This window comes from Methylocystis sp. JR02 (assembly GCF_030063565.1).
In the GTDB taxonomy this organism is placed as follows: domain Bacteria; phylum Pseudomonadota; class Alphaproteobacteria; order Rhizobiales; family Beijerinckiaceae; genus Methylocystis; species Methylocystis iwaonis.
Genome location: NZ_JASIRC010000001.1, coordinates 1,353,147 through 1,378,386 on the forward strand (window position 1 = coordinate 1,353,147; position 25,240 = coordinate 1,378,386).

Here is a 25,240-nt window from a genome sequence, read left to right on the forward strand (position 1 = left end):
TCTTTACGCCCGGTCCTGCGCGTAGGCGGAATCGCGGTAGAGCGCGCTGGCGCGATAGCGGCGCGCGAGGAAGCGCATCAGCGCGCCGATCGCCGCCGCGGTCGGCACCGCGACGATAAGGCCCGTGAAGCCGAAGAGCGCGCCGAACGCCAGCAACGCGAACATGATCCACACCGGATGCAATCCGACCGAGGCGCCGACAAGCCGTGGCGACAACACATAGCCGTCCAGGACCAGGCCGATGGAAACGACGACAATGGCCTCCAGCGGCAGATCGATCTGCGGCCAGGCCTGCACGACGCCGATGATGATGGAGAAAACGAGCGCCGTCAGCGTGCCCACGTAAGGGACAAAGCTCAGAAAGCCCGCGATGACGCCGATCAGAAAGCCGAAATTCAGCCCGATCAGCGAGAGGCCCAGGGCGTACCAAAGGCCCAGAAAGACGCAGACGAGCGACTGCCCGCGCACGAAGCCCGCGAGCGCGCGGTCGATGTCGCGCGCCAGCATCCGCACATCCTCGCGATGCCGCGGCGGGACGAGATCGTCGATGATCTTCACCATATTGTCCCAGTCGAGCAGCATGTAGAAGGCGACGACCGGCGTGATGACCACGAGCGAAATCACGTTGATGAGCGCGTAGCCGCGCCACAGCAGCGATTTGAGAAAATCGGCGGCATAGGCGGCGCTCTGGCCGGCGAGATCGTTGAAATATTTCTCGACGTCGAGACTGACGCTCGTGCCTGCGAGCCCGTATTTCTCCAGGAACTCCTTCAGATATTCGTTGGAGAAACGTCCGCCCCAATCGGTGGCGAGGCCGTGCAGCGTTTGCAGATAGCCGGGCAGCGCCGCAAGCAAGCCGGTGAGCTGATGGGTGAAAATCGGCAGCAGCACCACAAGCGCCGTCACCACAAAGGCGATGAAGATTGCGAGCAGCAACAACGCGGCGCCCAGGCGCGAGCACCCCAGCCGCTGCAGGCGATCGGCGATCGGATCGAACAGATAGCCGAGCGCCGTGCCCGCCACGAAGGGCGCAAGCACGGGGCTCAGCACATAGAGAACGCCGGACAAGACGAGAAGCGTCGCCGCCCACAGGCCGAGCTGGCGTTCGAGGCTCAAGCCCGCCCATTTCACGGCGACAAGCTGCACGGGCTCCGTCGGTGGGGCCTCGACGGCGGTTGCCGCCGAGGACAAATTCCGGGGCGCGCGCGCGCCTTGCGCGCGAGGGGCCGCCGGCCGCGTCTGCTTCGCCATTCTCAAGGCCTCATATGCTGGACCCAGAGCCACAGATAGACGCTGGCGGAAGCAATGGTCAATGCAGCGACGCTCGCGATCAGCGCGTCTTCCAGCGCCCCTATCCGGACGCCAAAAGCTTGGCCCGCCAATATCACGGCGGCAAGCACGATTTGGACGGCGGTCGTTATTTTCGAGGAGAAATGCGGCTTGATCTTGAAGGGGCGAGCAAGAAACCAGGCCACGAGGACGCCGCCCAGAATCAGCGCGTCGCGCGAAACGATGAGAATGGCGAGCCACGCCGGCAGATTACCGCCAACCGCAAGCGACACATAGATGGAGATGATGAGCGTCTTGTCGGCCAGCGGATCGAGAACGGCGCCGAGATCGGACTGGAGATGGAAGGTCTTCGCCAGCCAGCCGTCGAGCGCGTCGGAGACGCCAGCGACCACGAAGAGCGCGAAGGCCATGCCCCATTTCTCGTCGATCACAAAGCCGATGATGGCCGGCGTGAGGACCAGCCTGCCAATGGTGATGAGATTGGGCAGGGACGCAAACCAACGAGAGGCCATGAGCCCTATGTGGCGCGTTACAGGGCTTTCACAATCCCCGGCGCTTGCCCGCCTGCATGACAAGCGCGGAGCCGCCGAGCGCAAGGGCGACCATGCCGAGAAGCAAAGTCGAAATGGCGTTGATCTGCGGCGAGACGCCGAGCCTGACCTGGGAGAAAATACGCATCGGCAGCGTCGTCGCGCCCGGCCCGGTTGCGAAGCTCGCGATCACGAGGTCATCAAGCGATAAGGTGAAGGCGAGCAGAAAGGCGCTCATCAAGGCCGGCGCGATTTGCGGGAGCGCGACCAGAGCAAAAGCCTGAAGCGGCGTCGCGCCGAGGTCCATCGCCGCCTCTTCCAATGCGAGGTCGCAGCTACGCAGCGCCGAGAGCAGCGCCACGGTCGTGAAGCACATGGTCAGCGTGACATGGCCGATGACCAGCGTCGCAAAGCCGCGTCCGATTCCGAGCGCCACGAAACACGACAGCAAGGCAAGCCCCAGCACCACCTCGGGCAGAACGAGCGGCGCATGCACCGCGCCAAAGAACAGCATGCGCGAGCGGAAGGCCCCGAAACGCGCGAGCGACACCGCCGCCAGCAGGCCGAGAAAGGTCGCAATGGCTGCGGAGAGGACGGCTGCGGCGAGGCTGATCTTCGTCGATTCGATGAGCGGCTCGTTTTCCAGCAGCGCCGCATACCATTTGGTCGAGAAGCCGCCCCAGACGGAGACGAGGCGCGAGGCGTTGAAGCTCATCGCCGCGAGAATGGCGATGGGCGCGTAGAGGAAGATGAAGCCGGCAGTCAGAACGGCGACGCGAAAGATGTTGCTCATCCGCGCCGCTCCTCTTCGCGCAACCGCGCGCGCTCCCACAAAAGCAAGGGCGCGAGAAGGATGCTCACCAGTGCGATTGCCGCTGCCGAGGCTGCGGGCCAATCGTGGTTGGCGAAGAAGTCGTTCCACAGCGTGCGGCCGATCATCAGCGTATCGGAGCCGCCGAGCAGCTCGGGGATGACGAATTCGCCGACCGCCGGAATGAAAACCAGCAAGGCGCCGGCGATCACGCCGTCACGCGAGAGCGGCAAAGTGATGCGCAGGAAGACCTGCCAAGGCGAAGCGCCGAGATCTTCCGCCGCCTCGCGCAGGCTCGCATCCTGACCTTCGAGCGCGGCGTAGATGGGGAGCAGCATGAAGGGCAGATAGGAATAGACGATGCCGACCACGACCGCGCCGGTGGTCGCGAACATTTCGAGCGGCGCGGGGATGAGCCCGAGCGCCATCAGCGCATTGTTGATGAGGCCCTCGTCGCGCAAGAGCGCGATCCAGGCGTAGACCCGGATGAGAAAGCTCGTCCAGAACGGCGCGGCCGCCATGCCGATGAGGAACGGGCGCCACTTGCGCGGGCTGCGCGCCATGGCGAGCGCGAAGGGATAGGCGACGAGCAGCGTCGCCAGCGTCGAGACGCCGGCGATGAGAAGCGACGAGACATAGGCGTCGAAATATAGGCTGTCGCCGACGAGCGCGCGATAATTGGCGAATGTGAGCGTCTGGATTTTTGCCCAGATGTCGCCGAGCGTATCGGACGGCAGAAAGCGCGGCTCATAGGGCGGGCGCGCCAGCACCGAGTTCGAGAGCGAGATTTTCGCAATGAGCAGCATCGGCGCAAGGAAGAAGGCGGCGATCCAGAGATAGGGAATCGCGAGCGTGACCCGCTGGCCGATGGAGAGGCGGCGCGATTTCACGAAGGCCGCCCGTACGTCTCGCCGTCATTGCGAGCGAAGCGAAGCAATCCAGAGCAGCGATGTGGCTCTAGATTGCTTCGTCGCTTACGCTCCTCGCAATGACGGCGCCCATTTTGGGGAGCGAGGCGCGTGTCATTCCCGACGCTCATGCCGCCTCCGCAAACAGAACGCCCGCCTCGGCCGCGATCGTCAGCCTCACCTCGTCGCCAATGGCGAAACGCCCGTCATAGGCGCCGACGCGCAGCACGGCGTCGGGCGCCACCCGGACGCGCAGCAGCGTATATTCGCCGCGAAAGACATAATCCTCGACGCGGCCGGCTATGCCCTGCCCTTCCCGCGAAATCTCGATGCGTTCCGGCCTGATCGAGAGCGTCGCGCGCGCGCCTTCGGAAAGCGCGCATTCGGCGCGCGGCAGCCGCGCGAAGGAGGTCACGAAGGCCGCGCCGCCGTCCCGCGCCACAACGCCCTCGATGAAATTGGTCTCGCCCACAAAGCCCGCGACGAAACGCGTCGCAGGCTTCTCGTAAATGTCGATTGGCGACGCGATCTGCTCCAGCCTGCCGGCGCGCATCACGGCGATGCGGTCGGCGATCGCCAGCGCCTCATCCTGGTCGTGCGTCACGATGACGAAGCTCGTCTGAGTTTTGCGCTGGATTTCCTTGAGCTGAAACTGCGTCTCCTCGCGCAGTTTGCGATCGAGCGCGCCGAGCGGCTCGTCGAGAAGCAGCAGCGCCGGACGCGGCGCGAGCGCGCGGGCGAGCGCGACGCGCTGGCGCTGGCCGCCCGAAAGCTCGTTGATCCGCCGCGCACCGAAGGGCGTGAGCTGCGTCATCTCCAAAAGCTCGCCGACCCGCGCGCGGATCGCCTCTTCACGCTCGCCCTTGCGACGCAGGCCAAAGGCGATGTTCTCGAAGACATCGAGATGCGGAAACAGCGCGTAGGATTGGAACATCATATTCACGGGCCGCCGATAGGGCGGCACGCCGGCAAGATTTTCGCCGCGCAGCGTCAGACGGCCGGCGTCGGGCGCCTCGAAGCCGGCGATGCAGCGCATCAGCGTGGTCTTGCCGCAGCCCGACGGGCCGAGCAGCGCGAAGAATTCGCCGGCGCCGACGTCGAGCGTGATTTCATCCAGCGCAACGACGGCCCCGTATCGCTTCGATACGCCCTCGACCGAGAGGAGCGGCGCGCTCACTTCGCGGGCTCCTCCTTGGCGAATTCAGCGCGCCAATGCCGCACAAGGCTGTCAGTGGCGGGAACATCCTCCAGCGAGACAAGACGCAGCCCGTCGACCGCGAGCGCCTCGATCTGCGCTTGCGTCAGCGGCCATGGCGGGCGCGCACTCTGCTGCCCTTCGTCGCGCGCGCGGGCGATCACAAGCAACTTGCCGCCCGGCGCGACAAAGGACGCGAGCGCCCGCGCGGCCTGCGGCAAGAGCGCCGCCGGCAGCGCCTGCAATGTGTAGAGCTCGTGGACGAGATCGAAAGCGCCGCGCCATTCAGCCGGCGCGTCAAAGAGATCTGCGGCTCGGTAGCGAACCGCGCTTTGCGGAAAGCGGCGCTGCGCCCATTCCACGGCGCGCGGCACGAGATCGAAAGCCGTGACCTTCGCCCCCGCTGCGGCGAGCGCCTCGGCATTGTCGCCGAGCCCGCAGCCGGCGTCGAGCGCGCGCAGCCCCTCGAGCGAACGCCGCTCCAGCCATTGCGTCAGCAAGGGATGCGGGATGAGATTGGCCCAGGGCACGCCCGCCGGATCGTCGGCGGCAAGCTCATAGACCGCCTCGAACCAACGCTTGCGCTGCGGATCGGCCTCGGCGCCGCCCTCGCGCATGTGGGGATCGATGGCGTCGAGCCGTTCTCTGGCGCGCGCGCGTCTGTCGCCGAATTCAGCGTCTCTCATGCTTTTGCCTTTGGTTCGCGCGCCTTCTCCACCCAGCGGCCGCTGTCGTCCTGTTGCTGATAGACGAGCGTTTGCCCGGCGTCGCGCAACTCTTTCCATTGGGCGCGCGCATTGGCGAGCTCGTCCGGGTTTTCGCCGTCGAAGAGCAGCACGGCGCGCTCGGTCGGTGCCGCGTCGCCCGTCAGAATCGGCGCGATATGCGCGCCTTCGACGAAGAAGCGCACGTCGGCGTTGTTGGGATTATCGTCGCCGCAGGTGAGGTAGATCGGCTGCGTCTCGGGCGAGGCGTCCCGCTTCGTCCCATGCGGCAAAAAACTCTCGGGCCGATAGGCCCAAAGCCGCTGATCCAGCGCATTCACCCGCGCGTCGCTCGTCGCCTGCACGACGACGCGCCAGCCGCGCGCCAGCGAGCGCTCCAGTAGGGTCGGCAGCGTGTCTTCGATCTTGCGGGTCTGGTGGTGGTAGAAGGAGATATCGACCATTGGCCCCTCGCGACCGGCGGCGGGACCTTTGATGGCCGTTTCGGCGGCCGCGCGCAAGAGCCGAGCGGATGGCCAGCCCCGCGCCAGACCGGCGCGCAATCTTCCTCCTCAGTTTTTCCTGAAGAGGGATTGATCGAGATGGCTTTCGAACGCCCCGCCGCGCCTGCAACGAACGTCCAGAACGCCGGTCTTCCGGCCGCGAGCCCGATCGATCCCGCCGCATGGGAGGCCGCGAACCTCAGGCGCCAGGGTCTCACCCTATGGGCGGCGGGCGCGCTCGTCGAAGCGACCGAACTCCTCGAAAGCGCGGCGCGTCTCGCGCCGGCCGATGCGCGCATTCTGAGCGACTTTGGCAGCCTGCTCTACGCGACCGGCCGGCCGGCGGAGGCCGTCCATTACCTCTCGACGTCTCTGAGGATCGACCCCGCCCATCCGCAAACCTGGTTGATGCTCGCCAACGCCGCTCACGCGCTCGGCGACATGAATGTCGCGGAACAGGCCTTTCTCGCCGCGCTCGACATTGCGCCGAATCTGCCGGGCGCCGTGACGGGCCTGGGGCTGCTCCATTTCGAGCTGCGTCGCTTCGAGAGCGCCGAACGCCTGCTCTCCGCCGTCGCATCGGACCAAGCCGCCACCGGGCCGGCGATCTATGCCTGTCTCGGCGAGGCGCAGCGCATGCTCGGGCAATTCTCGCAGGCGCGCGAGTCGTTCCAAAAAGCCGCCGCCGGATTTCCCCTAGAGGCCGGGATCCAGCGCAAATACGCGCGCGTTGCGCTCGTCGCCGCGGCGATCGACGAACCGGTCGACGCGGCGTTAAGAGTCTATGAAACGGCCGCAGGCGACCATGCGGAAGACGTCGAAACTGTCTTGCGCGACGCCTTTCAGATGCTCTGCGGCTTCGGTCACGAGCCCGGCGCCATCCGGCTGGCCGAGGCGCTGCTCGATCTCGCGCCGGAAGATCGCGTCATCCGCTATCATCTCGACGCGCTCCAGGGGACGGCCCATGCGCGCGCGCCCGACGCCTATCTGACCGCCTGCTTCGATAAATTCGCCCCCAATTTCGAGACGCAGCTCATCGACGTGCTGGGCTACAGTCTCCCCGCCACCTGCGAGAAGCTCCTGTCCGAAACCGGGCGGCGCTTCGGTAAAGTCTTGGACCTCGGCTGCGGGACCGGGCTTGCGGCGCCCTTCCTGGCGCGGCTCGGGGACGAACTCACCGGCGTCGACATCTCTGCCGGCATGCTGGAAAAAGCTGAGGAACGCGGTCTCTATCACCGGCTTGTCGAGAGCGAAGCCATCGCCTTTCTCGCGGCGGATGACGCGCGTTTCGACCTCGTCACGGCGCTCGACGTCCTCGTCTATTTCGGCGATTTGTCGGCCCTCTTCGAACAAACGGCGCAGCGTCTGACGCCGGGCGGTCTCTTCGTCGCGAGCTTCGAAACCGGCGAAGGCGCGGACTACCGCCTGCGCCCCTGCGGCCGGTTTGCGCATGCGCCGGATTATGTCGCCGCCGTCGCAGGAACGCGTTTCGAAACGCTCACCCGCGTCGCGACGACGCTAAGGCTGGAGGCCGGCGCCCCAGTGGCCGGCGAAGTCGTGGTCCTGAGACGCCTCTGAGCGATCACGCCCGCCCGGAGCCTGGGGTCCAGGAGGGCGGATCGCTAGCGGGGAAAGATTCGACGCCCGCTTCGTAAACCGTGTCCTCCTCCCCCTCGTAAATCAGAGCGACGTCGAGTTCACAGCGCATCTTGGCGCGGCGCGAGAGGCGCTCGATCGCCTCTTCCGCCGCCTGCTTTTCCTCCTGCGTGTTCACGGCGCCCTTCACCACGACCTCGTCGCCATGGACGTCGACGCGGATGCGCGACACATCGACCGCGTTCTCCCGCATCGCCTCCAATATCGCGGTCTTCACATCGTTCGGCAGCGCCGCCGTCATGTTCTCGACTCCAGACCGATGGCGCGCCGCAGCCAAGCCGCGGCGCGACGTGATTGCGCCGAAACGCTCACATATGAGCGGTGGTCACGCGGTCGGCTCCCTCCGACGGCAGCATGTAGCCGCCCCAGATCATCAGCGCCGAGATCGCGAGATGCAGCCAGTTGTCCGGCCCGTTGACGGCCATCCAGCTCAGCGCGTCGGTGGAGATGAAGCCGATGACTGTAATGATGCCGTAGACGATGCCGATGACGCGCAGCGCCATGCCGGAAGAGTTGTACGAGGGCGCCGCCAGCAGAATGCCGCCGCTCACCAGATGGACGACATTGTGGACGGTGTTGACGTCGAAAAGGCCGCGCCAGGACACGAGCGGATTGGGAAAGAATCCCAGAATGCCCACGATGAGGAAGATGCCGCCGATGATCTTGGCCAGCGTGTCGGCGTTCACGTTCTGGCCGGCAATGCTGCGTTGCATTTCATGTTCCTTTCGCTCTGCCGCATCCAACGGATGCGCCGATCGACCGGGAATGCGCGCATTCCCTCAGGGCCGATAGGTGGGACGGAGCCAAAGGTTTTCAAATAAAAATCATGTGCTTGGGCGCGGCCGGCCGGACCGCGGGCGCATTCCGAGCGAGCCTGAAGGCTCGCGGTCCGGTTCTTACCCCTCGTAATGATCCTTCACCAGCCGATCGAGCAGCCGCACGCCGAAGCCGGAACCCCAGCTCTGGTTCACGTCGCTCGAAGGCGAGCCCATGCCCGTGCCGGCGATGTCGAGATGCGCCCAGGGCGTCTTGCCGACGAAACGATGGAGGAACTGCGCCGCCGTGATGGAGCCGCCGTGACGCCCGCCGGTGTTTTTCATATCGGCGAATTTCGAGTCGATGAGCTTGTCGTAGTACGGACCCATCGGGAAGCGCCACAGCTTCTCCCCCGTCGCCGTGCCCGCCTTGGTAAGGCGCTCGGAGAGGTCGTCGTTGTTCGAGAACAGGCCTGCATATTCCTGGCCCAGCGCCACGAGAATTGCGCCGGTCAGCGTCGCCAGATCGACGACCGCGGCCGGCTTGTGCTTCTCGATCACATAAGTGAGCGCGTCGGCGAGCACCAGGCGGCCTTCCGCATCGGTATTGATGACCTCGATGGTCTGGCCGGACATGGATTTGACAATGTCGCCGGGCCGCTGCGCCTTGCCGTCGGGCATGTTCTCGACGAGGCCGAGCACGCCGACGACATTGGCCTTCGCCTTGCGCGCGGCGATGGCGTAGAGCGCGCCGGTGACGGCCGCCGCGCCGGCCATGTCGCCCTTCATATCCTCCATGGAGGCGGCGGGCTTGATCGAAATGCCGCCGGTGTCGAAGACGACGCCCTTGCCGACGAAGGCGACGGGCGCGGCGCCGGCCGCGCCGCCGTTCCAGCGCAGCACGACAAGGCGGCTCTCATTCTCGGAGCCCTGCCCGACGCCGAGCAGCGCCCGCATGCCGAGCTCCGCCATGGCCTTCTCGTCGAGGATTTCGACCTCGACGCCGAGCTTCATCAGCTCCGAGGCGCGGCGGGCGAATTCGGCCGGCGACAACACATTGGCGGGCTCATTGACCAGCGTGCGGGCCAGAACCACCGCCTCGGCGGTGTGCGTAGCCTCGAGCACATGCGCTTTCGCGCTCTCCGCGTCGGCGACGCCGAGCTGGATCTCGATCGGACCGTCCTTGTCCTCGTCTTTCTTCTTCGTCTTGTATTGATCGAATTTATAGGCGCGCAGCCAGCCGCCGAGCGCGAATTGCGCCGCCGCAGCGGCTGGCTCGGACGGCGCTTCCGGCAGGTCGAACAGGACCACGGCCGCCGCGCCCACAGCCAGCTTCCCAGCCGTCTGGCCGCCGAGCGACAGATAGTCCTCGAATTTGGCGGGCTTGTCGGAATCGTCCGAATTGCCGGCCCCCACGCCGATAACAAGGAGCCGGCTCGCCGCCACGCCGACAGGCGCGAGGATCTCCAGCGCCGAACCGGCCTTGCCCTTGAACTTCGTCGCGCCCGCAGCCCGCTCGATCTGCGCCTGCGCCTCCTTCAACAGCGCCTTGACGCGCTCCGACATCGCAAGCTCGTTTCCGGCGAAAACGACGAGGGTTCGCGGGCGGGCGGCGTCCTCGGGCGCGCGCAGAGCGGCCTCCGCCTCATCGAAGGAAAGGACCTCGAATTTCGCATTGAGAGACATTGCCGCCTCGCTGGAGGGTCGCGCGGCGCTAGAATTGGCCGCGCTGAAGAAAACATTGGTCGCGCAATATCGCGGCCAAGGGCCCCGGTCAAATAGCCTCGCCGGGTCGCGCCCCCAAATCGCCGCGATCGGGCCAGAAAATGCCGACGTTGCGCAAAAGCAACGCTCGAGAAATGAATTAGTCTGAACCTCGACCGTATCCGGAGCGGCGCTTGCCTGGACGCGCGGGAGCGTCTAGCGATCGTTAATGAGCGTTTAACGCTGCGTTTTGAGTCACTTGAGAAGGAGCGAACCGAGGCCGATGGCGACGATGACGCGATGCCGCGCCCCGGCCTATGCCTCGCTCCGCCGCGCCGGAGCGCGGTCATGATCGGCGTGACCATCACCCGCTATTTCGGCATGCGCTTCACGCGCGCCATCCTGGCGATTTTTTTCGCCATCTTCTGCCTTATGTTCGTCGTCGTCTTCGTCGAGACGCTGCGCCGCGCCAGCGACAATCCGGCGGCCGGCGCGGGAATGATCGCGCTGATGACGGTCATGAAGGTGCCGGCCGCGGCGGAGATGATTCTCCCCTTCGCCGTTCTCTTCGGCTCCATGGCGACCTTCGTCGACCTGACCCGCAAGCTTGAGCTGATCGTGGCGCGCGCCGCCGGCATGTCGGTCTGGCAATTCGTCGCCGCGCCGGCGCTCGCCGCGCTGCTCATCGGGATCGTCTCGGTGACGATCTACAACCCGCTCTCCGCCAAAATGAAACAGCGCTCGGATCAGATGGAGCTCGAGCTGTTCGGGCGGGAGGGGAGCGTTCGCGTCGATCGCGGCGTGTGGCTGCGTCAGCATGGCGTCGACGGCCTTGCCGTCATTCACGCAAATCTGACGGCCAACAGCGGCGTCGATCTCGAGGGCGTGAGCGTCAATATCTATTCTGCCGACGGCGGCTTCGTCGAGCGCGTGGAGGCCGGCAAGGCGCATCTCGAGCCGGGCGTGTGGGTGCTGCAAGGGGCGACGGTCAGCGCGCCCGGCGAACCCGCCCGCCAGGTCGATTCTTATATGCTCGCGACCGACATCACTCCCGAGCAAGCCGCCGCCGCCACGACGCCGGCGCAGGGCACGCCCTTTTGGGATCTGCCGGAAATGACGGCCCGCACGACCGAGGCTGGACTCGACGCGACAGAATATAAGCTGCAGTTCCAGACCCTTCTGGCGCGCCCCCTGCTTCTCGTCGCCATGGTCCTGGTCGCCGCGAGCTTTTCGTTAAGGTTCTTTCGGTTCGGCGGCGTGGCCAAGACGCTTTCCGGTGGCGTTGTGGCTGGCTTCGTGCTTTACATCGCCACTAAAATCTTCTCCGACCTCGGGGGCGCCGGGATGATCTCTCCACTCGTCGCCGCATGGTCGCCTGCACTCGTCGGGAGCATGTTGGGCACGCTTACTTTGCTCTATTCGGAGGACGGCTGATGTCTCGCCGCCTTCGCCGCCTCTCGGCTCTCCTCTCCAGCGTCGCCGCCTTAACGGGCGGCGCGGCGGTCTTTGCTTTGCCTGCCTCGGCCGCGCCGGAAGGCGCCGGCGCGCGCATGGTCGTCGAGGCCAAGGAGATGATTTATAACGAGAAAGCCAACACCGTCACGGCGCGTGGCCAGGTGCAGCTTCTCTATAAGGGCCGCCTGCTCGAGGCGGACCGCGTGGTCTATGACCGCAACACGTCACGGGTCTATGCGGAGGGCCACGCCAAGCTCACCGAGACCAATGGCACGATCGCCCGCGCAGAGCGCTTCGACCTGACCGACGACTTCAAGGCCGGCTTCATCGAGAGCCTCCAGGTCGACACGGCCGACGACACCCATTTCAGCGCGCCGCGCGCCGAACGCACGGATGGCGTCACGACCTTCGACATGGGCGCCTATACGGCCTGCGAGGCCTGCAAGGACGACCCGTCGAAGCCGCGCACCTGGCAATTGAAGGCCAAGCGGATCATCCACGACAACGCCGAGAAGACGATCTATTACGAGGACGCGACCTTCGAGTTCCTCGGAACGCCGATCGCCTATGTGCCCTTCTGGTCCTCCGCCGATCCGACGGTGAAGCGCAAGTCCGGCTTGCTGACGCCCGTCTTCACCTATCGCTCACAGCTCGGCGCGGGCGTCGGGGTTCCCTATTTCTGGGCGATTTCGCCCGACTCCGACCTCACCATCACGCCCACCATCTTCTCCCGCCAAGGGCCCTTCCTGACGGGCGAGTTCCGAAAGCGCTTCGAGAACGGCGGATTCTCGATCCGCGCCGAAGGCACGCATGTCGGCGATCCGAGCGCCTTCGCCATCGCTCCCTATGGCGCCCGCAATCGGGAATGGCGCGGCGCGCTCCAGACTCAGGGCGACTTCTGGCTCAACGATCGCTGGCGCGCCGGCTGGGACATAACGGCGCTCTCGGATCGCTATTTTCTGCAGGACTACAAGCAGTTCAACTATCTCCTGCAGAACTATTACTTCCGCGAATCGTCCTCGACGATCTATCTGAACGGCCAGGGTCCGCGCAGCTATTTCGACATGCGCGGCTATTACTTCCAGGGTCTCTCGCCCAGCGACGTGCAGGCCCAGCAGCCGCTCGTGCATCCGGTGATCGACTATAATCGTGTCTTCGACGTCGATCCGGCCAAGACCGCCGGCGTCGGCGGCCAGATCGAAATCGACGCCAATTTCACGAGCACCTCGGCGGACGTCGCCAATTACGAGTCGATCAACCCGCGCACGCTGGACAGGATCTACGGCCTTTACAACGTCTGTCAGTCCTACAATCGCGACGTCGTTCCACAGCGCAGCACGTGCCTGTTGCGCGGCATCGGCGGCGCCTACCAGCACGCCACGGTCATGGGCGACTGGAAACGCAAGGTCATCGACCCCGTCGGCGGGGTCTGGACGGCCTTCGCCTTCGCGCGTTTCACCGGCAGCTACCTCGATTACGACCGGCAGGGCCTCTACCCGATCTACAATAGTTCCTGGCAACCGATCCCCAACGCCAATCAGGGCCTGTTTCTGGACGGCCTGGATCAGCGCTTTCGCGGTCAGGCGACGCCGGGCTTCGGCGCCGAATGGCGCTATCCCATCCTCGCGCGCAGCCCCATCGGCAATTTTGTCGTCGAGCCCATCGCACAAATTGTCGCGCGCCCGAACCAGACGTCGATTCCCTCGCTCGTCAATATGGACGCGCAGAGCCTCGTCTTCGACGACTCGACCTTGTTCGAATGGAACAAATTCTCGGGCTACGACCGCTTCGAGACCGGCACGCGCCTGAACTACGGCGGGCAGGCCACTCTGACACTCGGCAATGGCGGCTTCGTCAACGCCATGGTCGGCCAGTCGACGCAGCTCGCCGGCGCCAATGGCTACGCCACCGCCGACGCCGCCAATGTCGGCCTGAACTCGGGACTCAACAGGCGCACGTCCGACATCGTCGGCCGTTTCGCCTTTGCGCCCGCCTCCTTCATGAGCTTTGTCGCGAAGGGTCGCTTCGACAAGGAAAGCCTGATCGCGAAGCGCATCGATCTGTTCGCGACATTCAACTTCGATCCGCTGTCCCTGCAGTTGCAATACGCCAATTACGCGTCCCAGCCGGCGATCGGCTTCGACGTCCGCCGGCAGGGTCTTTCGGCCACTGGCCGCTACGATATCACCAAGAATTATTTCCTGAACGGCACCGTCACTTTCGACATGAGCCGTTATCTCTACAATAATCTCACTCAAAACCCGTATCTGTACACCGCCTATACGGGCGCCAATCTCAACGGCACGGCGCCGCTCTTCTCGGTCGCGGCGCTGGGCGCGGGCGTCGGCTATCACGACGAATGCACGACGCTGTCGATCAATTACTCCCAAATCTATCAGCCGCAGGCGAACACCGGCCTGCCGGCGCGCAACCAGGCCGTCATGGTGTCCCTGCAGTTCCGCACGCTGGGCGAGGCGCGCTTCAATTACGGCCTCGGCTCGGTGCTCGTGAACGACGGCGTGCGCAACGCCACGTCGGGCAGCTCCTATTCGAGCGGCTACGGCGGAAGCTACATGCGCTGATCAAACGACGGCCTCGGCCCCCTGAATGACAGGGGCGAGGCCGTCTGTTAAAAGCGGCCTCACTCCAGAACACGCCCCGAATTGCGGAAGGCGCTTTATCGCCCCGCGCATGAAGGAGAAATCGATGCGCCTTTCCCCGTCCCTCGCTGCGTCCTGGCGCGTTCTTGCCGTCGCCGGCGCCCTTGCAGGGGTCATTTTCGCCGGCGCGACGCCGTCGCGGGCGGCCGACGCCTTTTCCGACCAGCAAAAGGCCGGCATCCAGAAAATCATCCACGACTATCTCGTTTCGAATCCGGAAGTGATCCGCGAGGCGATCGAGGCGCTCAAGAAACGCGAGGAAGCGGCGGAGCTGGCGTCGCGCGAGAAAGCCGTCGTGGAACACGGCGAGAAGATCGTCCATTCGGCAAATCAGGCCGTCGTCGGCAATCCGGACGGCGACGTCACGCTGGTCGAATTCTTCGACTACAACTGCGGCTACTGCAAGCAATCGCTCGCCTCGGTCGCGAAGCTCATCGAAACCGATCCGAAGCTGCGCGTCGTTCTCAAGGATTTCCCGATTCTTGGGGCGGACTCGGTCGATGTCGCGCATATCGCGACCGCCGCCCGCATGCAGCTCTCGCCCGCGAAATTCTGGGAATTCCACAAGAAGCTGCTCTCGACGCGCGGTCACATCGGCAAGCAGCAGGCCATCGCGGCGGCGAAGGAAGTCGGCGCGGATATCGACCGGCTCGAGAAAGACGCCGACAGCGCCGAGACGCAGGCCGCGCTGAAAGAAGTCGCCGCTCTCGCCGAACAGCTCAAATTCGACGGCACGCCGTCATGGGTCATCGGCAAGGAGGCCGTCGTGGGCGGCCTGCCCTTTGCGCAGCTCAAGGCGAAGGTCGACAACATACGCAAATGCGGCAAGGCGACCTGCTGAGGACGCGAGGACCGCGAGCCTTCAGGCTCGCATTGACCGGACCGCGCGCCTTCGGGCTCGCATTAAAGAGCGCCTGAAGGCGCGCGGTCCGGTGCGCCCTTTCCTGCCGGGCTTCCTTTGCGGGGCCAATGCGGCTAAGAGAGACGCGCTTCGCTCTTTGAAGAAAATCGATCGTTCGGGAAGGCAATGTCAGCCGTACACGTGCTCAACGGTCCAAATCTCAACCTTCTCGGCAAGCGCGAACCCGGGATCTACGGATCGGCGACCTTGGACGACATCCGCGCCCAGCTCGACGAACGCTGCAGCGCGAAGGGCGTCTCGCTCGTCTTCAAGCAATCGAATTTCGAGGGCGATCTCGTCACTTGGATTCAGGAGGCGGGCGCCGCGGGCGCGCCGGTCATCCTCAACGCCGGCGCCCTGACCCATACCTCGATCGCGCTTTACGACGCGATCAAAGGCGCGCAGGCGTCCGTCATCGAAGTCCATCTTTCCAATGTGCATGCGCGGGAGAGCTTCCGCCATCACTCCTATATTTCCCCGGCGGCGCGGGGAGTCATCGCGGGCTTCGGCCCGCTTTCATATTTGCTGGCCCTCGAGGCCATTCTCCAAAACATCTGAGAAAGACCTGGGAAAAACCATGGCGCGCAAAGCACAGCCCACCAAGACCACGCGCGGCCGCCGCTCCTCGGCCGCCGCCGCCCCCGTTCGCACGCCCGCCCCGACCCGTACGGCCGCGCCTCGCGCCGCCGTCGCGCCCGCGCCTTTGATCGACCCTGCGCTGCTGCGCACCATCGCAGAGCTCGTCGCGCAGAGCGATCTCACCGAGTTCGAGGTCGAGAAGGGCGATCTGCGCATTCGCGCCGCCCGCACGCCGGCCCCGCTCGCCGCGCCCGCGACCGTCACCATCGCCGCCCCGGCGCAGACGGCTTATGCGCCCGCGCCTGTCGCTGCGCCCGCCCCCATCGCAGCGCCAGCGCCCGCTGCGCCGCCGACCGAGGAATCCCTCGCCGAACATCCTGGCGCGGTCAAATCGCCGATGGTCGGCACAGCCTATCTGCGCCCCAACCCCGACGCCAAGCCCTTCATCGAGATCGGCTCGCGCGTTTCGGCCGGCGACAAGCTGCTGCTGATCGAAGCGATGAAGACCTTCAACGACATCGTCGCGCCGAAATCGGGCGTCGTCACCGCGATCATCGTCGAGGACGGCCAGCCGGTCGAATATGGCGAACCTCTCCTCGTGATCGAATAAGGCGCGCGGATGTTCGACAAAATCCTCATCGCCAATCGCGGCGAAATCGCGCTGCGCGTCTTGCGCGCGGCGAAGGAGCTCGGCGTCGCCACCGTGGCGGTGCATTCGACCGCCGACGCCGACGCCATGCATGTGAAGCTCGCCGACGAATCCGTCTGCATCGGCCCGCCGGCGGCGCGCGATTCCTATCTCAACATCCCGGCGCTGCTGTCGGCCTGCGAGATCACCGGCGCCGACGCCGTGCATCCGGGCTATGGCTTTCTCTCCGAGAACGCCCGCTTCGCCGAAATCCTCGAAGAGCACAACATCACCTTCATCGGCCCCAAGTCCGAACATATCCGGCTGATGGGCGACAAGATCGAGGCGAAGGCCACCGCCAAGCGCCTCGGCATTCCCTGCGTGCCGGGCTCGGATGGTCCCGTGCTCTCCGAGAAGGAGGCGCTGAAGGTCGCGCAGAAGATCGGCTTCCCCGTGCTGGTGAAAGCGGCTTCCGGCGGCGGCGGACGCGGCATGAAGGTCGCGCGCGACGCGCATGACCTCGGCGTCGCCATGGCGACGGCGCGCACGGAAGCCAAGGCCGCCTTTGGCGACGACACGGTCTACATCGAGAAATATCTCGAAAAGCCGCGCCATATCGAAATCCAGGTTTTCGGTGACGGCAAGGGCCAGGCCATTCATCTGGGCGAGCGCGACTGCTCTTTGCAGCGCCGTCACCAGAAGGTGTTCGAGGAAACCCCCTCCCCCGCGCTCAACGACACGCAGCGCCGCGAGATCGGCGAAGTCTGCGCCAAGGCCATGCGCGAATTGCAATATGCCGGCGCGGGCACGGTCGAGTTCCTTTACGAGAATGGCGAGTTCTATTTCATCGAGATGAACACGCGCATTCAGGTCGAGCACCCTGTCACCGAATCGATTACGGGAGTCGATCTTGTCTGCGAACAGATCAGGGTTGCGGCCGGCTCGCCGCTCTCGATGAAACAAGAAGACGTGCAGTTCTATGGCCATGCGATCGAGTGCCGCGTGAACGCCGAACATCCGTTGACCTTCCGCCCCTCGCCGGGCCGCATCGCCTACTACCATCCGCCGGGCGGCGTCGGCGTGCGGGTCGATTCGGCTGTTTATCAGGGCTATTCGATCCCGCCCAACTACGACTCGCTGATCGGCAAGCTGATCGTCCACGGCCGCAACCGCACAGAGGCGCTCATGCGCCTGCGCCGCTCGCTCGACGAATTCATCGTCGACGGCATCGACACGACGCTGCCGCTGTTCCGCACGTTGGTGCGCAACGCCGACGTGCAGAACGGGATCTACGACATCCATTGGCTCGAGCATTTCCTGGCGACAGGCGGGATCGAGCCGGAGGTTTGATTATCCTCATCGAGTTGCGGACGCCCGAGTAAGCGAAGGGAAGTCCGTCATTGCGAGCGGAGCGAAGCAATCCAGAGCGTCATCGCGGCTCTGGATTGCTTCGTCGCTGCGCTCCTCGCAATGACGGAGACCGCCGGAAGGACCGAACTCTCCCCCCACCCGCCGTCTCCGCATAAGTGGCGTCCGCGGCGACGGCCTGATAAAGTTTGCCGAATAGCGACCGCTGCATTTTTCCAGATAAGGCGCTATCCTTTTACCTATGTCGAAACCCGGCGCCTCCTACGCCATCACGCCGCAGCTTTTGCTGCGCGCCTATTCCATCGGTCTCTTTCCCATGGCGGAGAGCGCCGAGGACGACCAGCTCTTCTGGGTCGACCCCGAAAAGCGCGCGATCTTTCCGCTGGAGACCTTCGTCGTCTCGCGCTCGCTCGCCAAGACCGTGCGCTCGGATCGTTTCGAGGTCGTCGTCGACCGCGACTTCGACGCTGTGATCGAAGCTTGCGCCGCACCCGCGCCGGATCGCGAGAAGACCTGGATCAACGACGAAATCCGCCGCCTCTATCGCCAGCTTTTCGACATGGGCTTCGCCCATACGGTGGAATGCTGGCGCGACGGTCAGCTCGTCGGCGGTCTCTATGGCGTGGCGTTACGCGGCGCCTTTTTCGGCGAGAGCATGTTCCATCGTGAGCGCGACGCTTCCAAAGTGGCGCTTGCCCATCTCGTGGCGCGGCTGCGCGCCGGCGGCTTTCAATTGCTCGACACGCAATTCATGACCACGCATCTCGCCTCGCTGGGCGCGATCGAGATCTCGCGGGACTCCTATCATCGCGCGCTGGAAGAGGCGCTCTGCGTCGTGGCGAACTTCCACGTCTGGAAGCCGGAGGAGAAGGTCTCCGGCCAACAGGCGCTCGCCGCGCTCGAGGATTGATCAGAACGGCAGAAGCCCGCCCGGCTGCGGCTCCACAGGCGTCACGGCGGGCGACGACCGCCTCTTCTTTTTCTTCTGTGGCTGAGGCTGCGCCGGGGCTTCGGCCGCGCCGGCGTCGGGCGCGGGGGCGCCGTCCATGGCCGGCTGCGGCGGAACCGAATCAGACGGGCCGATCGGCGCGTTCTCCACCGGCGCCGGAGCCTTGGGCTCCACCTTGCGTGAGCGCTTCTTGCGGCCCGTTTCCGGTGCAGGCGCGGCGGCGCCGTCTACGGACGGCTCCTCGGCGGCGACCGGCGCAGGCGCGTTCTCCTTGCCGCCCTTACAATCGACGAGCCAGACGTCGTAGACTGGATGCTCCACGCCATGGAGGCCGGGGCTCGCCGCGAACATCCAGCCGGAGAAGATGCGCTTGGCCTCCTGCCGCGTCTCGGGCTTGGCGTCCGCGCGCGCGTCCTTCAACTCGGCCTTTGCCTGCCGCTCCAGCCGGCTCGCGACCTCATCGACCTCGACGAAGCTCGTCGTCTGCGGCGCTTCGGTCTGCGGCCGCGTATTGCAGACGCGCGGCGTCACATTCAGCGAACCGAATTGGACGGTCTCGTCGATCGCCACGTCGAAATTGATGATGCGGCCGGTCGTCTTGTCGAGACCGGCGAAGATGGCGGTGGGATGGCGGATGGGCTCGGCGGCGGCCACGCCAAAGAGCGCGGCCGTGAAGGCGCCGAGCGCCAAGCCGTAACGAAGGGATGAGATCATCATGTCACCGCGCCGCGCGCAGCGGCCAGAGGAAAACGCTGGACCGACATAAACAGGCAAGAAAGGCGTTTCCGTGGACGGAAGGGGAATCAGCCCTCCGGCCGCCAGGCGACATAGTCGCCGCCGCTCGGCGTGCGCTCGCCGGTCGAAAGCTGCGATCCCGGCGGACGGTAGGCGAGCGGCGTGCCGGTCAAATTCGGCTGATGCGGCAACTCCCACTCCTTGCGGGCGTAGTTTTCCTTGGTGGGCGGCGTATCGACCGTGTGATGCAGCCAGCCGTGCCAGCCCTGCGGAATCGCGGAGCCTTCGCAATAGCCGTTGAAGATCACCCAGCGGCGCTCGATGCCCAGCGCCTTGTCCTTCTTTCCGCCGCGGCGGCGGTAATAGACATTGCCGAACTCATCCGTCCCCACGCGTTCGCCATAGAGCGCGGTCCACAGGCTCGTGTTGAGGGTCGCGCGATCCCACCAGGTGAAGAAACGGGTGAAGATGGACATAATGCGTTCGGCCTCTTCTTTGCGGCGCGCCTTGCGCCGGCCAGTCGGCGTCATTGCGCTCCTTATGGCGTTGCGACGCGGCGGTGTCTAGGGGCGCCGGGCCAAGCTTATTCAGTGCACCCCATCGACGGCCAAGGTGCGCAGCTCACGCAGCACGGCGATAAGCCGCCGAACATCGCCTTCCTTGACGCCCCGCTCCAAATCGCCGTGCGCCAAGCTATTGCGAAGCCGGCCTGCCTCACGGAGGAAATCCGCTTCCGAGGGCGTGACATAGCCGCTGTTCGCGAGAGATTCGACCAGCCGCGCCGGCGTTTGCGGCTTCCGGTATTTATCGGGCGCCAGATACCTCGCCAACGCCTCGAAAATCCCCCAGCCCATTATCAAGGCCGCCGCCAGAGCGCCTGCCTGCGCCAAGCTCTCGAGCGATTCTATGGCGTCCTCGATCGCGTGGAGGGAGACCGGAGAAAGCTCTTCTGCTTCGCCCGGCCGCACGAAATAGACATTGAGCTCCCAGTCGCGCGCATCTCTGAAGAGCCGCCGCAAATCGCGCTCCTTGGCCTCACTTGACTGGCCTTCGACAATGACCTCGATTGCGATTTTTTTGTCCTGCCCTAGCGCGATTGCGTCGGGCACGTAGCTCCCCATGAACGGAGGCAGCAGTTGCCGGGGCGGTTCATAGACGACCGAATAACCCTCCGCCTCCAGCCGGGGCGCAAGCTGGTCGATAATGAGCCGTCTCGAATGCTCGGGCTCTCTCATGCCAGTTCCTCGAACGGATCATCGGAAAGCTTTACATAGAGAAGCGGCTTCGTCTGCGTGAGAGCTTTTTCCAGCGTGGAGCTCGGCGCGGCGAAACGGAATATGCCGTCAGGTTCGAATTTCTGCACGACGACCCGCTCAACTTGTCCATCGTCAAGGTAAACCTGCTGGCTCAGCGCGTCCAGGATCGGCTTGACGATATTGTCTATGTCGCCGTCCATGGCGCTGTCGGGGAAATAATAGAGCGTGACGGCGATCCGGTCGTCGCTCGCGAAGTAATCGGAGGGTAAGGCGAAGCGGCTTGCCGCCCGCACCCTGTCCTGCCAATCACGCTTAGAAGCCGCTCTTTTCGTCTGTAGGGAAACCGGCGCGCCTTCAACAATAAATTCCAAAGGGAAATGAATTTCCAAAGTTCACTCCATCGTCTTGACGAACGCCCCAAAAGCCCTCGGTCCGTCCCCCGTCTCGACCTTGCCCTCGACTTTCAGGGTTTTGGCGTCGATGGACCAGAGTTCGTTTGAAAACCAGCTCGTCACGTACACCCGCGAACCATCGCCGCCCGCGGCAATTCCTTCGGGATATTCGCCGACTTTCACGACGCCCAAAGGCGCGAATGTCGCCGCGTTGAAGACGCTCACGCTATCGGCGTGCTGGTTGGCGACAAAAATCCGCCCGCTCGCCAGCGCCGCCGTATAGGGCCGGCTTTGCGTCTTCAGCGTCCCGACGACCTTGCGGGCGGCGATGTCGATCACGCTGACATCGTCCGATTCGACATTGGCCGTATAGGCGCGGGCGCCTGCGGCGTCGATCGTCACGCCGAATGGATGCTTGCCGACCGCCAGCGTTGCGACGCGCGTGAAGCTTTCCGCGTCGATGAAGGAGACTGCGTTGTCGTCGCGATCTGCGACGATGATGGTCTTGCCGTCGGGCGTCACGGCGACCCCCGAAGCCATCGCCCCGACGCCGACAGCGCGCAGCTCGCCCTGCTCCGGGTCGATCTCGACGAGCCGGCGGCCATAGAGGTCGGCGACATAGACGCGCTTGCCATCCGGGGCGGCGGCGACGCCGAGCGGCCCGCCTGCGATCGCGATGCGTCGTTCGACCTTATGCGCTTTGGCGTCGATGATCGTGAGAAACTTGCCTTCCGGGCTCGTCACATAGGCGCGCGCGCCATCGCGGCTGACCGCAATCCCCGCCGGCTTGCCGCCGATGGGAAGGCGCGCGAGCGGCGTCATGGTTGCGACGTCGATAATATCGAGCACATCGGCCCCTTGTGATGTGATAAATGCTTCGTCGGCTTGGGCAGGGAAACAGACGAGCGCGAGCAAAATCGCAAAAGCTTTGGACCGCGCGCCTTCAGGCGCGCATTTGCAAAAGCGAGCCTGAAGGCTCGCGATCCGAGAAATCATCTCCCCTCCACCCGCGCCTTCAGAGCCGCGAGATTGGCGCGGTGCAGCGCCGTGACGGCGACGAGCGCTGTGTCGTCGTCGAGGCCCAGCGGCGGGTCGTTGAACGGATGGCCGCGATAGAAGCGGCCCTTCCATTCGGCGAGCGACTTGCCTTCGCCCGCGGGCTTCACCGTCACATGCGTCATGTAATTGATGGCCGGCAGGCGCTTCACATCGTCATGGTCGCGATGCCAGGCGATCGTCATACGCTCGGCCTCCCATCGCACGAGCGTTTCCTCCACCGCGCCGCCATCGGCCATAAGGAGCTTTCGCTTGGCCTTCTCCGGCTCATTGCCGCCGCTGGCCTCGACGCTTTTCACGCCGGGGAGCCAGTCATAATGGGCGAAATCGGCCACCACCGCCCAAACCTTTTCGGGCGGTGCGTCGATGACGATGGTCTCGACCGATTTGAGTGGGGCCGCGCCATGCGCGGCCCAGGAATTGGGCCCCGGCGTGGGGGGCTCGGCGCCGGCGACGGCCGCCGACGCCAGCGACGCAAACGCCGCCAGCGCGAGAAGCGCGGCGCGGCGGGACAGGTTGGACATTTTACAATCCTCCCGGCGCCCCTCTCGCGCTGGGTTACCGGTTACTTGCCTTCGGCCTTGGCCTTCAGCCCGGCGAGGCCGGCGGTGTAGACGCCCGTGACGGCCTTGATCGCCGCTTCGTCGGAGAGCTCCGGCGGCGGGTCGTTGTTCATGAAGCCGCGATAGAAGGCGCCCTTCCATTCGACTTCCGTCTTGCCGCCCGCGTCCTTGACGGTGATCGTCGAGGAATAGTTGTTCACCGGCAGAACCTTCACGTCGACATTGTCGATCTTATAGGCGATCGACTTGCCGGCCGCGTCGTATTTCGTGACCGACTCCTCGATCACGCCGCCGTCCTTGAGCGTCAGCTTGCGCTTGGCGCCGACGTCATTGCCGCCCGTGCCTTCGGTCTTGGCGACCGGGGGCAGCCAGCTCATGTCCTGGAAATTGCCGACGATGGCCCAGACCTTGTCGGCCGGCGCATTGATCTCGATCTTCTCGACCACTTTCTGGCGCGAAGGGCCATGCGCGAAGGCGGGGGCCGTCGCCAGCCCGGCGGAAACGAGCGAGAGGGCCGCAACGACGACAGCGCGGCGCGCAATCACAAAGGACATGGGAATTTCTCCTGGGGAACCTTCCTCCACCGCCAGCGCGGCGGCTGAGCACATAAGGGCGCCGCAAGCGGCGACGTCAAGGGCGGCGCAGCAAGACGCTGGCGCTCGGCGGGGGCATCCGTCCCGTTCCTGAGACAGCTACGGGTGAATTCGTCCTGCTCCTTGTCACACGCCTGTCTCACGCCCGCGCGATCAGCGCGGCGATGCCCTATATCCGCGCTTTCGCCTTCGCCGCCGCCATGGCGGCCGCCTTCGTCTTTCTCGTTCCGATCCAAACCATCGCGCGGCGGCGCGGCTGGGCGGTCCAGCACTCGATCCAAACCGGCTTCTGCCGGCTGATGTGCGGCGTGATCGGCATCAAGGTTGCGCCCGCGGGCGCCCTGCCCGCCTCGCGCCCACGCTTCGTGGTCTCGAACCATGTCTCCTGGACCGACATCATCGCGCTCGCGAGCCTTTATCCGCTGGTCTTTCTGGCCAAGAGCGAAGTGGCGGGCTGGCCGGTTCTCGGCTTTCTGGCGCGGCTGCAGGGCACGGTTTTCGTGCCGCGCGGCTCGCGCAAGGACATTCCGTTGGTCAACGCCGCGCTCTGCGGGGTGTTGCGGGAGAACCGCGATCTCGTCGTCTTTCCGGAAGGCACGTCGAGCGCGGGCGGCGACGTTCTGCCGTTCAAGCCGGCGCATTTCGACGCCATTCAGGGGTATGACGGCGCGGCGGCCGTTGCGCCGGCGGCCATCCTTTACACGGACGGGGCGCGGCCGGTCGATGTCGGCTGGTATGGCGACATGACCTTCCTGCCGCATCTGTGGAGCCTCATGAAACGCGGCGGCGTCCATTGCCGCATCGCCTTTGGCGAGGCTATCGCCTTCGAGGGCAAGGATCGCAAAGCGCTGGCGACGGAGGCAGAAGCGCAGGTGCGGGAAATGTTGCAGGAGATGCGAGGGTAAGGGCGCTAGTCTAATCTCCGGCCACCGCCGTCATTGCGAGGAGCGTAAGCGACGAAGCAATCCAGAGCCGAGTCGTGGCTCTGGATTGCTTCGTCGCTTACGCTCCTCGCAATGACGGGCGGCCGCTGGCCGAGAGGATTAAGCGGCGCGGCGCTCGACGCCGCTGAAATATTCGATGTAGCGCGCGCCGATCTCCGCGACCGGCATCACCACGAAGACATCCGTCGTGTTGAACTTCAAATCCACCACCGCGCCGTCGCCGAAGCGCGCGCCGAGGCGTAGATAGCCCTTGATGAGCGGCGAGAGCGCCTCGCGCGCCGCCTTGGCGTCGAGGCTGTCCTTCGGCGCCATGGCCATGGGCACATAAAGATCGGTCTTCGCCTTCACCCGCCACTCGCCCTGCGCGCCAGCGTAATGGGCGAGATAGCTCAGCGCCTGGGCGTGGGCGAGCGGGCTCACGCCCGGAAAGCTGGCGCAGCCGATCATCACGTCGATCTGATGGGCGCGGATGTAAGCCAGCAGGCCGCGCCAGAGCAGCTCGATCGTGCGCTTGCTGCGATGCGACTCCAGCACGCAAGAGCGCCCGAGCTCGAGAATCCGCTTGCCGGCGTGGCGCGCGAGCAAGGGCGCAATGTCATATTCACCGGCCGAGTAAAAGCCGCCGGCCTTCTGAGCCATATCGCCACGCAGCAGACGATAGGCGCCGACGATCTTCGGCTTCACCTTGCCCCGCTTATTCGTCCACGCATGGTCGATGACGATCAGATGGTCGCAATATTTGTCAAACTTGTCGGCGTCGCGACGGGTAAAGGCGGTCTTGGCGTCCGGGATCGCGCCGCCTTCCTTGTAGAAGACGTCATACCGCAGGCGCTGCGCCTTGCGGATCTCGCCCTTGCGACACGCGAGCCGCGCCTCGAGCGAGCCCATGCGGCCAAGCGTTTCAACAATGGTCTTTTTCTGCGGCGACGGCGGCTGAAGATTTGTCAGAGCGGCGATCGTCCGCCCAATATCCGCGTGGCTGGTCCACATCCGCGATAATTCCCCCGCGATTACGGAAATTTTTTCATCACGATTCCACAAAGCTTTTGTGACGCGCCGACCGGTGACACAAGCCCCGCCAGGCTCTAGTTTCGCGCGCGAACTT

Annotated in this window: 27 protein-coding genes; 9 read left to right on the forward strand and 18 right to left on the reverse strand. The window is 65.0% G+C overall.

Features of this window, described 5'->3' with window-relative positions:
• Positions 1–3: 3 nt before the first annotated feature.
• From QNA11_RS06530 to QNA11_RS06560, 7 genes are all read right to left on the reverse strand, one after another.
• Positions 4–1,251 carry an AI-2E family transporter gene (locus QNA11_RS06530; RefSeq protein WP_281931782.1) on the reverse strand — a complete coding sequence of 416 codons (1,248 nt, stop codon included), beginning with the start codon at positions 1,249–1,251 and terminating at the stop codon, positions 4–6.
• Between the two features lie 2 nt (positions 1,252–1,253).
• Complete coding sequence (locus tag QNA11_RS06535) at positions 1,254–1,802, reverse strand: CDP-alcohol phosphatidyltransferase family protein (protein ID WP_283482386.1); 549 nt, start codon at positions 1,800–1,802, stop codon at positions 1,254–1,256.
• A 28-nt stretch (positions 1,803–1,830) separates the two neighbouring features.
• The gene (locus QNA11_RS06540; protein WP_283482387.1) at positions 1,831–2,613 is read right to left on the reverse strand and encodes an ABC transporter permease; all 783 of its coding nucleotides are present in this window, start codon (positions 2,611–2,613) and stop codon (positions 1,831–1,833) included.
• Positions 2,610–3,521: an ABC transporter permease gene (locus QNA11_RS06545; protein ID WP_283482388.1), complete on the reverse strand. Its 912-nt coding sequence runs from the start codon at positions 3,519–3,521 to the stop codon at positions 2,610–2,612. Before QNA11_RS06545 ends, QNA11_RS06540 begins: the two co-directional genes overlap by 4 nt.
• Before the next feature lie 145 nt (positions 3,522–3,666).
• Entirely contained in the window at positions 3,667–4,716 is a 1,050-nt protein-coding gene (locus QNA11_RS06550; RefSeq protein WP_283482389.1) for an ABC transporter ATP-binding protein, read from the reverse strand.
• Positions 4,713–5,420, reverse strand: coding sequence for a class I SAM-dependent methyltransferase (locus QNA11_RS06555; RefSeq protein WP_283482390.1), 708 nt, complete (start codon positions 5,418–5,420; stop codon positions 4,713–4,715). Before QNA11_RS06555 ends, QNA11_RS06550 begins: the two co-directional genes overlap by 4 nt.
• Positions 5,417–5,902 (reverse strand): DNA polymerase III subunit chi, encoded by a 486-nt coding sequence (locus QNA11_RS06560; RefSeq protein WP_283482391.1) that lies wholly within the window; start codon positions 5,900–5,902, stop codon positions 5,417–5,419. Before QNA11_RS06560 ends, QNA11_RS06555 begins: the two co-directional genes overlap by 4 nt.
• Positions 5,903–6,040: 138 nt before the next feature.
• Between QNA11_RS06560 and QNA11_RS06565 the strand changes: the two genes are divergently transcribed.
• Entirely contained in the window at positions 6,041–7,519 is a 1,479-nt protein-coding gene (locus QNA11_RS06565; RefSeq protein ID WP_283482392.1) for a methyltransferase, read from the forward strand.
• Between the two features lie 4 nt (positions 7,520–7,523).
• Here the strand turns inward: QNA11_RS06565 and QNA11_RS06570 are convergent, their stop codons facing one another.
• The 3 genes from QNA11_RS06570 to QNA11_RS06580 all read right to left on the reverse strand — a co-directional run bounded on the left by QNA11_RS06570 (position 7,524) and on the right by QNA11_RS06580 (position 10,038).
• Positions 7,524–7,838, reverse strand: coding sequence for a BON domain-containing protein (locus QNA11_RS06570; RefSeq protein WP_281931770.1), 315 nt, complete (start codon positions 7,836–7,838; stop codon positions 7,524–7,526).
• Positions 7,839–7,905: 67 nt separating this feature from the next.
• On the reverse strand, positions 7,906–8,310 hold the full coding sequence (locus QNA11_RS06575) for a DUF4383 domain-containing protein (protein WP_281931769.1): 405 nt from the start codon (positions 8,308–8,310) through the stop codon (positions 7,906–7,908).
• Between the two features lie 183 nt (positions 8,311–8,493).
• A complete protein-coding gene (locus QNA11_RS06580) occupies positions 8,494–10,038 on the reverse strand; it encodes a leucyl aminopeptidase (RefSeq protein ID WP_283482393.1) in 1,545 nt (514 codons plus the stop codon).
• Between the two features lie 366 nt (positions 10,039–10,404).
• Between QNA11_RS06580 and lptG the strand changes: the two genes are divergently transcribed.
• From lptG to aat, 7 genes are all read left to right on the forward strand, one after another.
• Positions 10,405–11,490 carry an LPS export ABC transporter permease LptG gene (gene lptG / locus QNA11_RS06585; RefSeq protein WP_283482394.1) on the forward strand — a complete coding sequence of 362 codons (1,086 nt, stop codon included), beginning with the start codon at positions 10,405–10,407 and terminating at the stop codon, positions 11,488–11,490.
• Positions 11,490–14,093, forward strand: coding sequence for an LPS-assembly protein LptD (locus tag QNA11_RS06590; protein ID WP_283482395.1), 2,604 nt, complete (start codon positions 11,490–11,492; stop codon positions 14,091–14,093). The genes lptG and QNA11_RS06590 overlap by 1 nt, the downstream gene beginning before the upstream one ends.
• A 124-nt stretch (positions 14,094–14,217) precedes the next feature.
• Positions 14,218–15,012, forward strand: a complete 795-nt coding sequence (locus QNA11_RS06595) for a DsbA family protein (protein WP_283482396.1) — start codon at positions 14,218–14,220, stop codon at positions 15,010–15,012.
• A 186-nt stretch (positions 15,013–15,198) separates the two neighbouring features.
• Complete coding sequence (aroQ, locus tag QNA11_RS06600; protein WP_165055434.1) at positions 15,199–15,630, forward strand: type II 3-dehydroquinate dehydratase; 432 nt, start codon at positions 15,199–15,201, stop codon at positions 15,628–15,630.
• 19 nt (positions 15,631–15,649) lie between these two features.
• On the forward strand, positions 15,650–16,261 hold the full coding sequence (accB, locus tag QNA11_RS06605; protein WP_283482397.1) for an acetyl-CoA carboxylase biotin carboxyl carrier protein: 612 nt from the start codon (positions 15,650–15,652) through the stop codon (positions 16,259–16,261).
• A 9-nt stretch (positions 16,262–16,270) separates the two neighbouring features.
• Positions 16,271–17,629 (forward strand): acetyl-CoA carboxylase biotin carboxylase subunit, encoded by a 1,359-nt coding sequence (gene accC, locus QNA11_RS06610; protein ID WP_202072770.1) that lies wholly within the window; start codon positions 16,271–16,273, stop codon positions 17,627–17,629.
• A 259-nt stretch (positions 17,630–17,888) separates the two neighbouring features.
• Entirely contained in the window at positions 17,889–18,557 is a 669-nt protein-coding gene (aat, locus tag QNA11_RS06615) for a leucyl/phenylalanyl-tRNA--protein transferase (protein WP_283482398.1), read from the forward strand.
• On the opposite strand, the gene QNA11_RS06620 is transcribed toward aat, so the two are convergent.
• From QNA11_RS06620 to QNA11_RS06650, 7 genes are all read right to left on the reverse strand, one after another.
• Complete coding sequence (locus QNA11_RS06620; RefSeq protein ID WP_283484169.1) at positions 18,558–19,310, reverse strand: DUF2155 domain-containing protein; 753 nt, start codon at positions 19,308–19,310, stop codon at positions 18,558–18,560.
• Positions 19,311–19,399: 89 nt separating this feature from the next.
• A complete protein-coding gene (locus tag QNA11_RS06625) occupies positions 19,400–19,807 on the reverse strand; it encodes an NADH:ubiquinone oxidoreductase subunit NDUFA12 (RefSeq protein ID WP_283484170.1) in 408 nt (135 codons plus the stop codon).
• Between the two features lie 111 nt (positions 19,808–19,918).
• Complete coding sequence (locus QNA11_RS06630; RefSeq protein ID WP_283482399.1) at positions 19,919–20,566, reverse strand: hypothetical protein; 648 nt, start codon at positions 20,564–20,566, stop codon at positions 19,919–19,921.
• On the reverse strand, positions 20,563–20,958 hold the full coding sequence (locus QNA11_RS06635) for a RusA family crossover junction endodeoxyribonuclease (RefSeq protein WP_283482400.1): 396 nt from the start codon (positions 20,956–20,958) through the stop codon (positions 20,563–20,565). The genes QNA11_RS06630 and QNA11_RS06635 overlap by 4 nt, the downstream gene beginning before the upstream one ends.
• A 21-nt stretch (positions 20,959–20,979) precedes the next feature.
• Complete coding sequence (locus tag QNA11_RS06640; RefSeq protein WP_349362183.1) at positions 20,980–21,975, reverse strand: YVTN family beta-propeller repeat protein; 996 nt, start codon at positions 21,973–21,975, stop codon at positions 20,980–20,982.
• On the reverse strand, positions 21,972–22,559 hold the full coding sequence (locus QNA11_RS06645; RefSeq protein ID WP_283482402.1) for an SRPBCC family protein: 588 nt from the start codon (positions 22,557–22,559) through the stop codon (positions 21,972–21,974). Before QNA11_RS06645 ends, QNA11_RS06640 begins: the two co-directional genes overlap by 4 nt.
• A gap of 41 nt (positions 22,560–22,600) precedes the next feature.
• Positions 22,601–23,152: an SRPBCC family protein gene (locus QNA11_RS06650; RefSeq protein ID WP_283482403.1), complete on the reverse strand. Its 552-nt coding sequence runs from the start codon at positions 23,150–23,152 to the stop codon at positions 22,601–22,603.
• Between the two features lie 203 nt (positions 23,153–23,355).
• On the opposite strand from QNA11_RS06650, the gene QNA11_RS06655 reads away from it, so the two are divergent.
• Positions 23,356–24,096 (forward strand): lysophospholipid acyltransferase family protein, encoded by a 741-nt coding sequence (locus QNA11_RS06655; RefSeq protein ID WP_283482404.1) that lies wholly within the window; start codon positions 23,356–23,358, stop codon positions 24,094–24,096.
• A gap of 138 nt (positions 24,097–24,234) precedes the next feature.
• Here QNA11_RS06655 and olsB read toward each other — a convergent pair whose 3' ends face one another.
• On the reverse strand, positions 24,235–25,125 hold the full coding sequence (gene olsB / locus QNA11_RS06660) for a l-ornithine N(alpha)-acyltransferase (protein ID WP_281931745.1): 891 nt from the start codon (positions 25,123–25,125) through the stop codon (positions 24,235–24,237).
• Positions 25,126–25,240 lie beyond the last annotated feature (115 nt).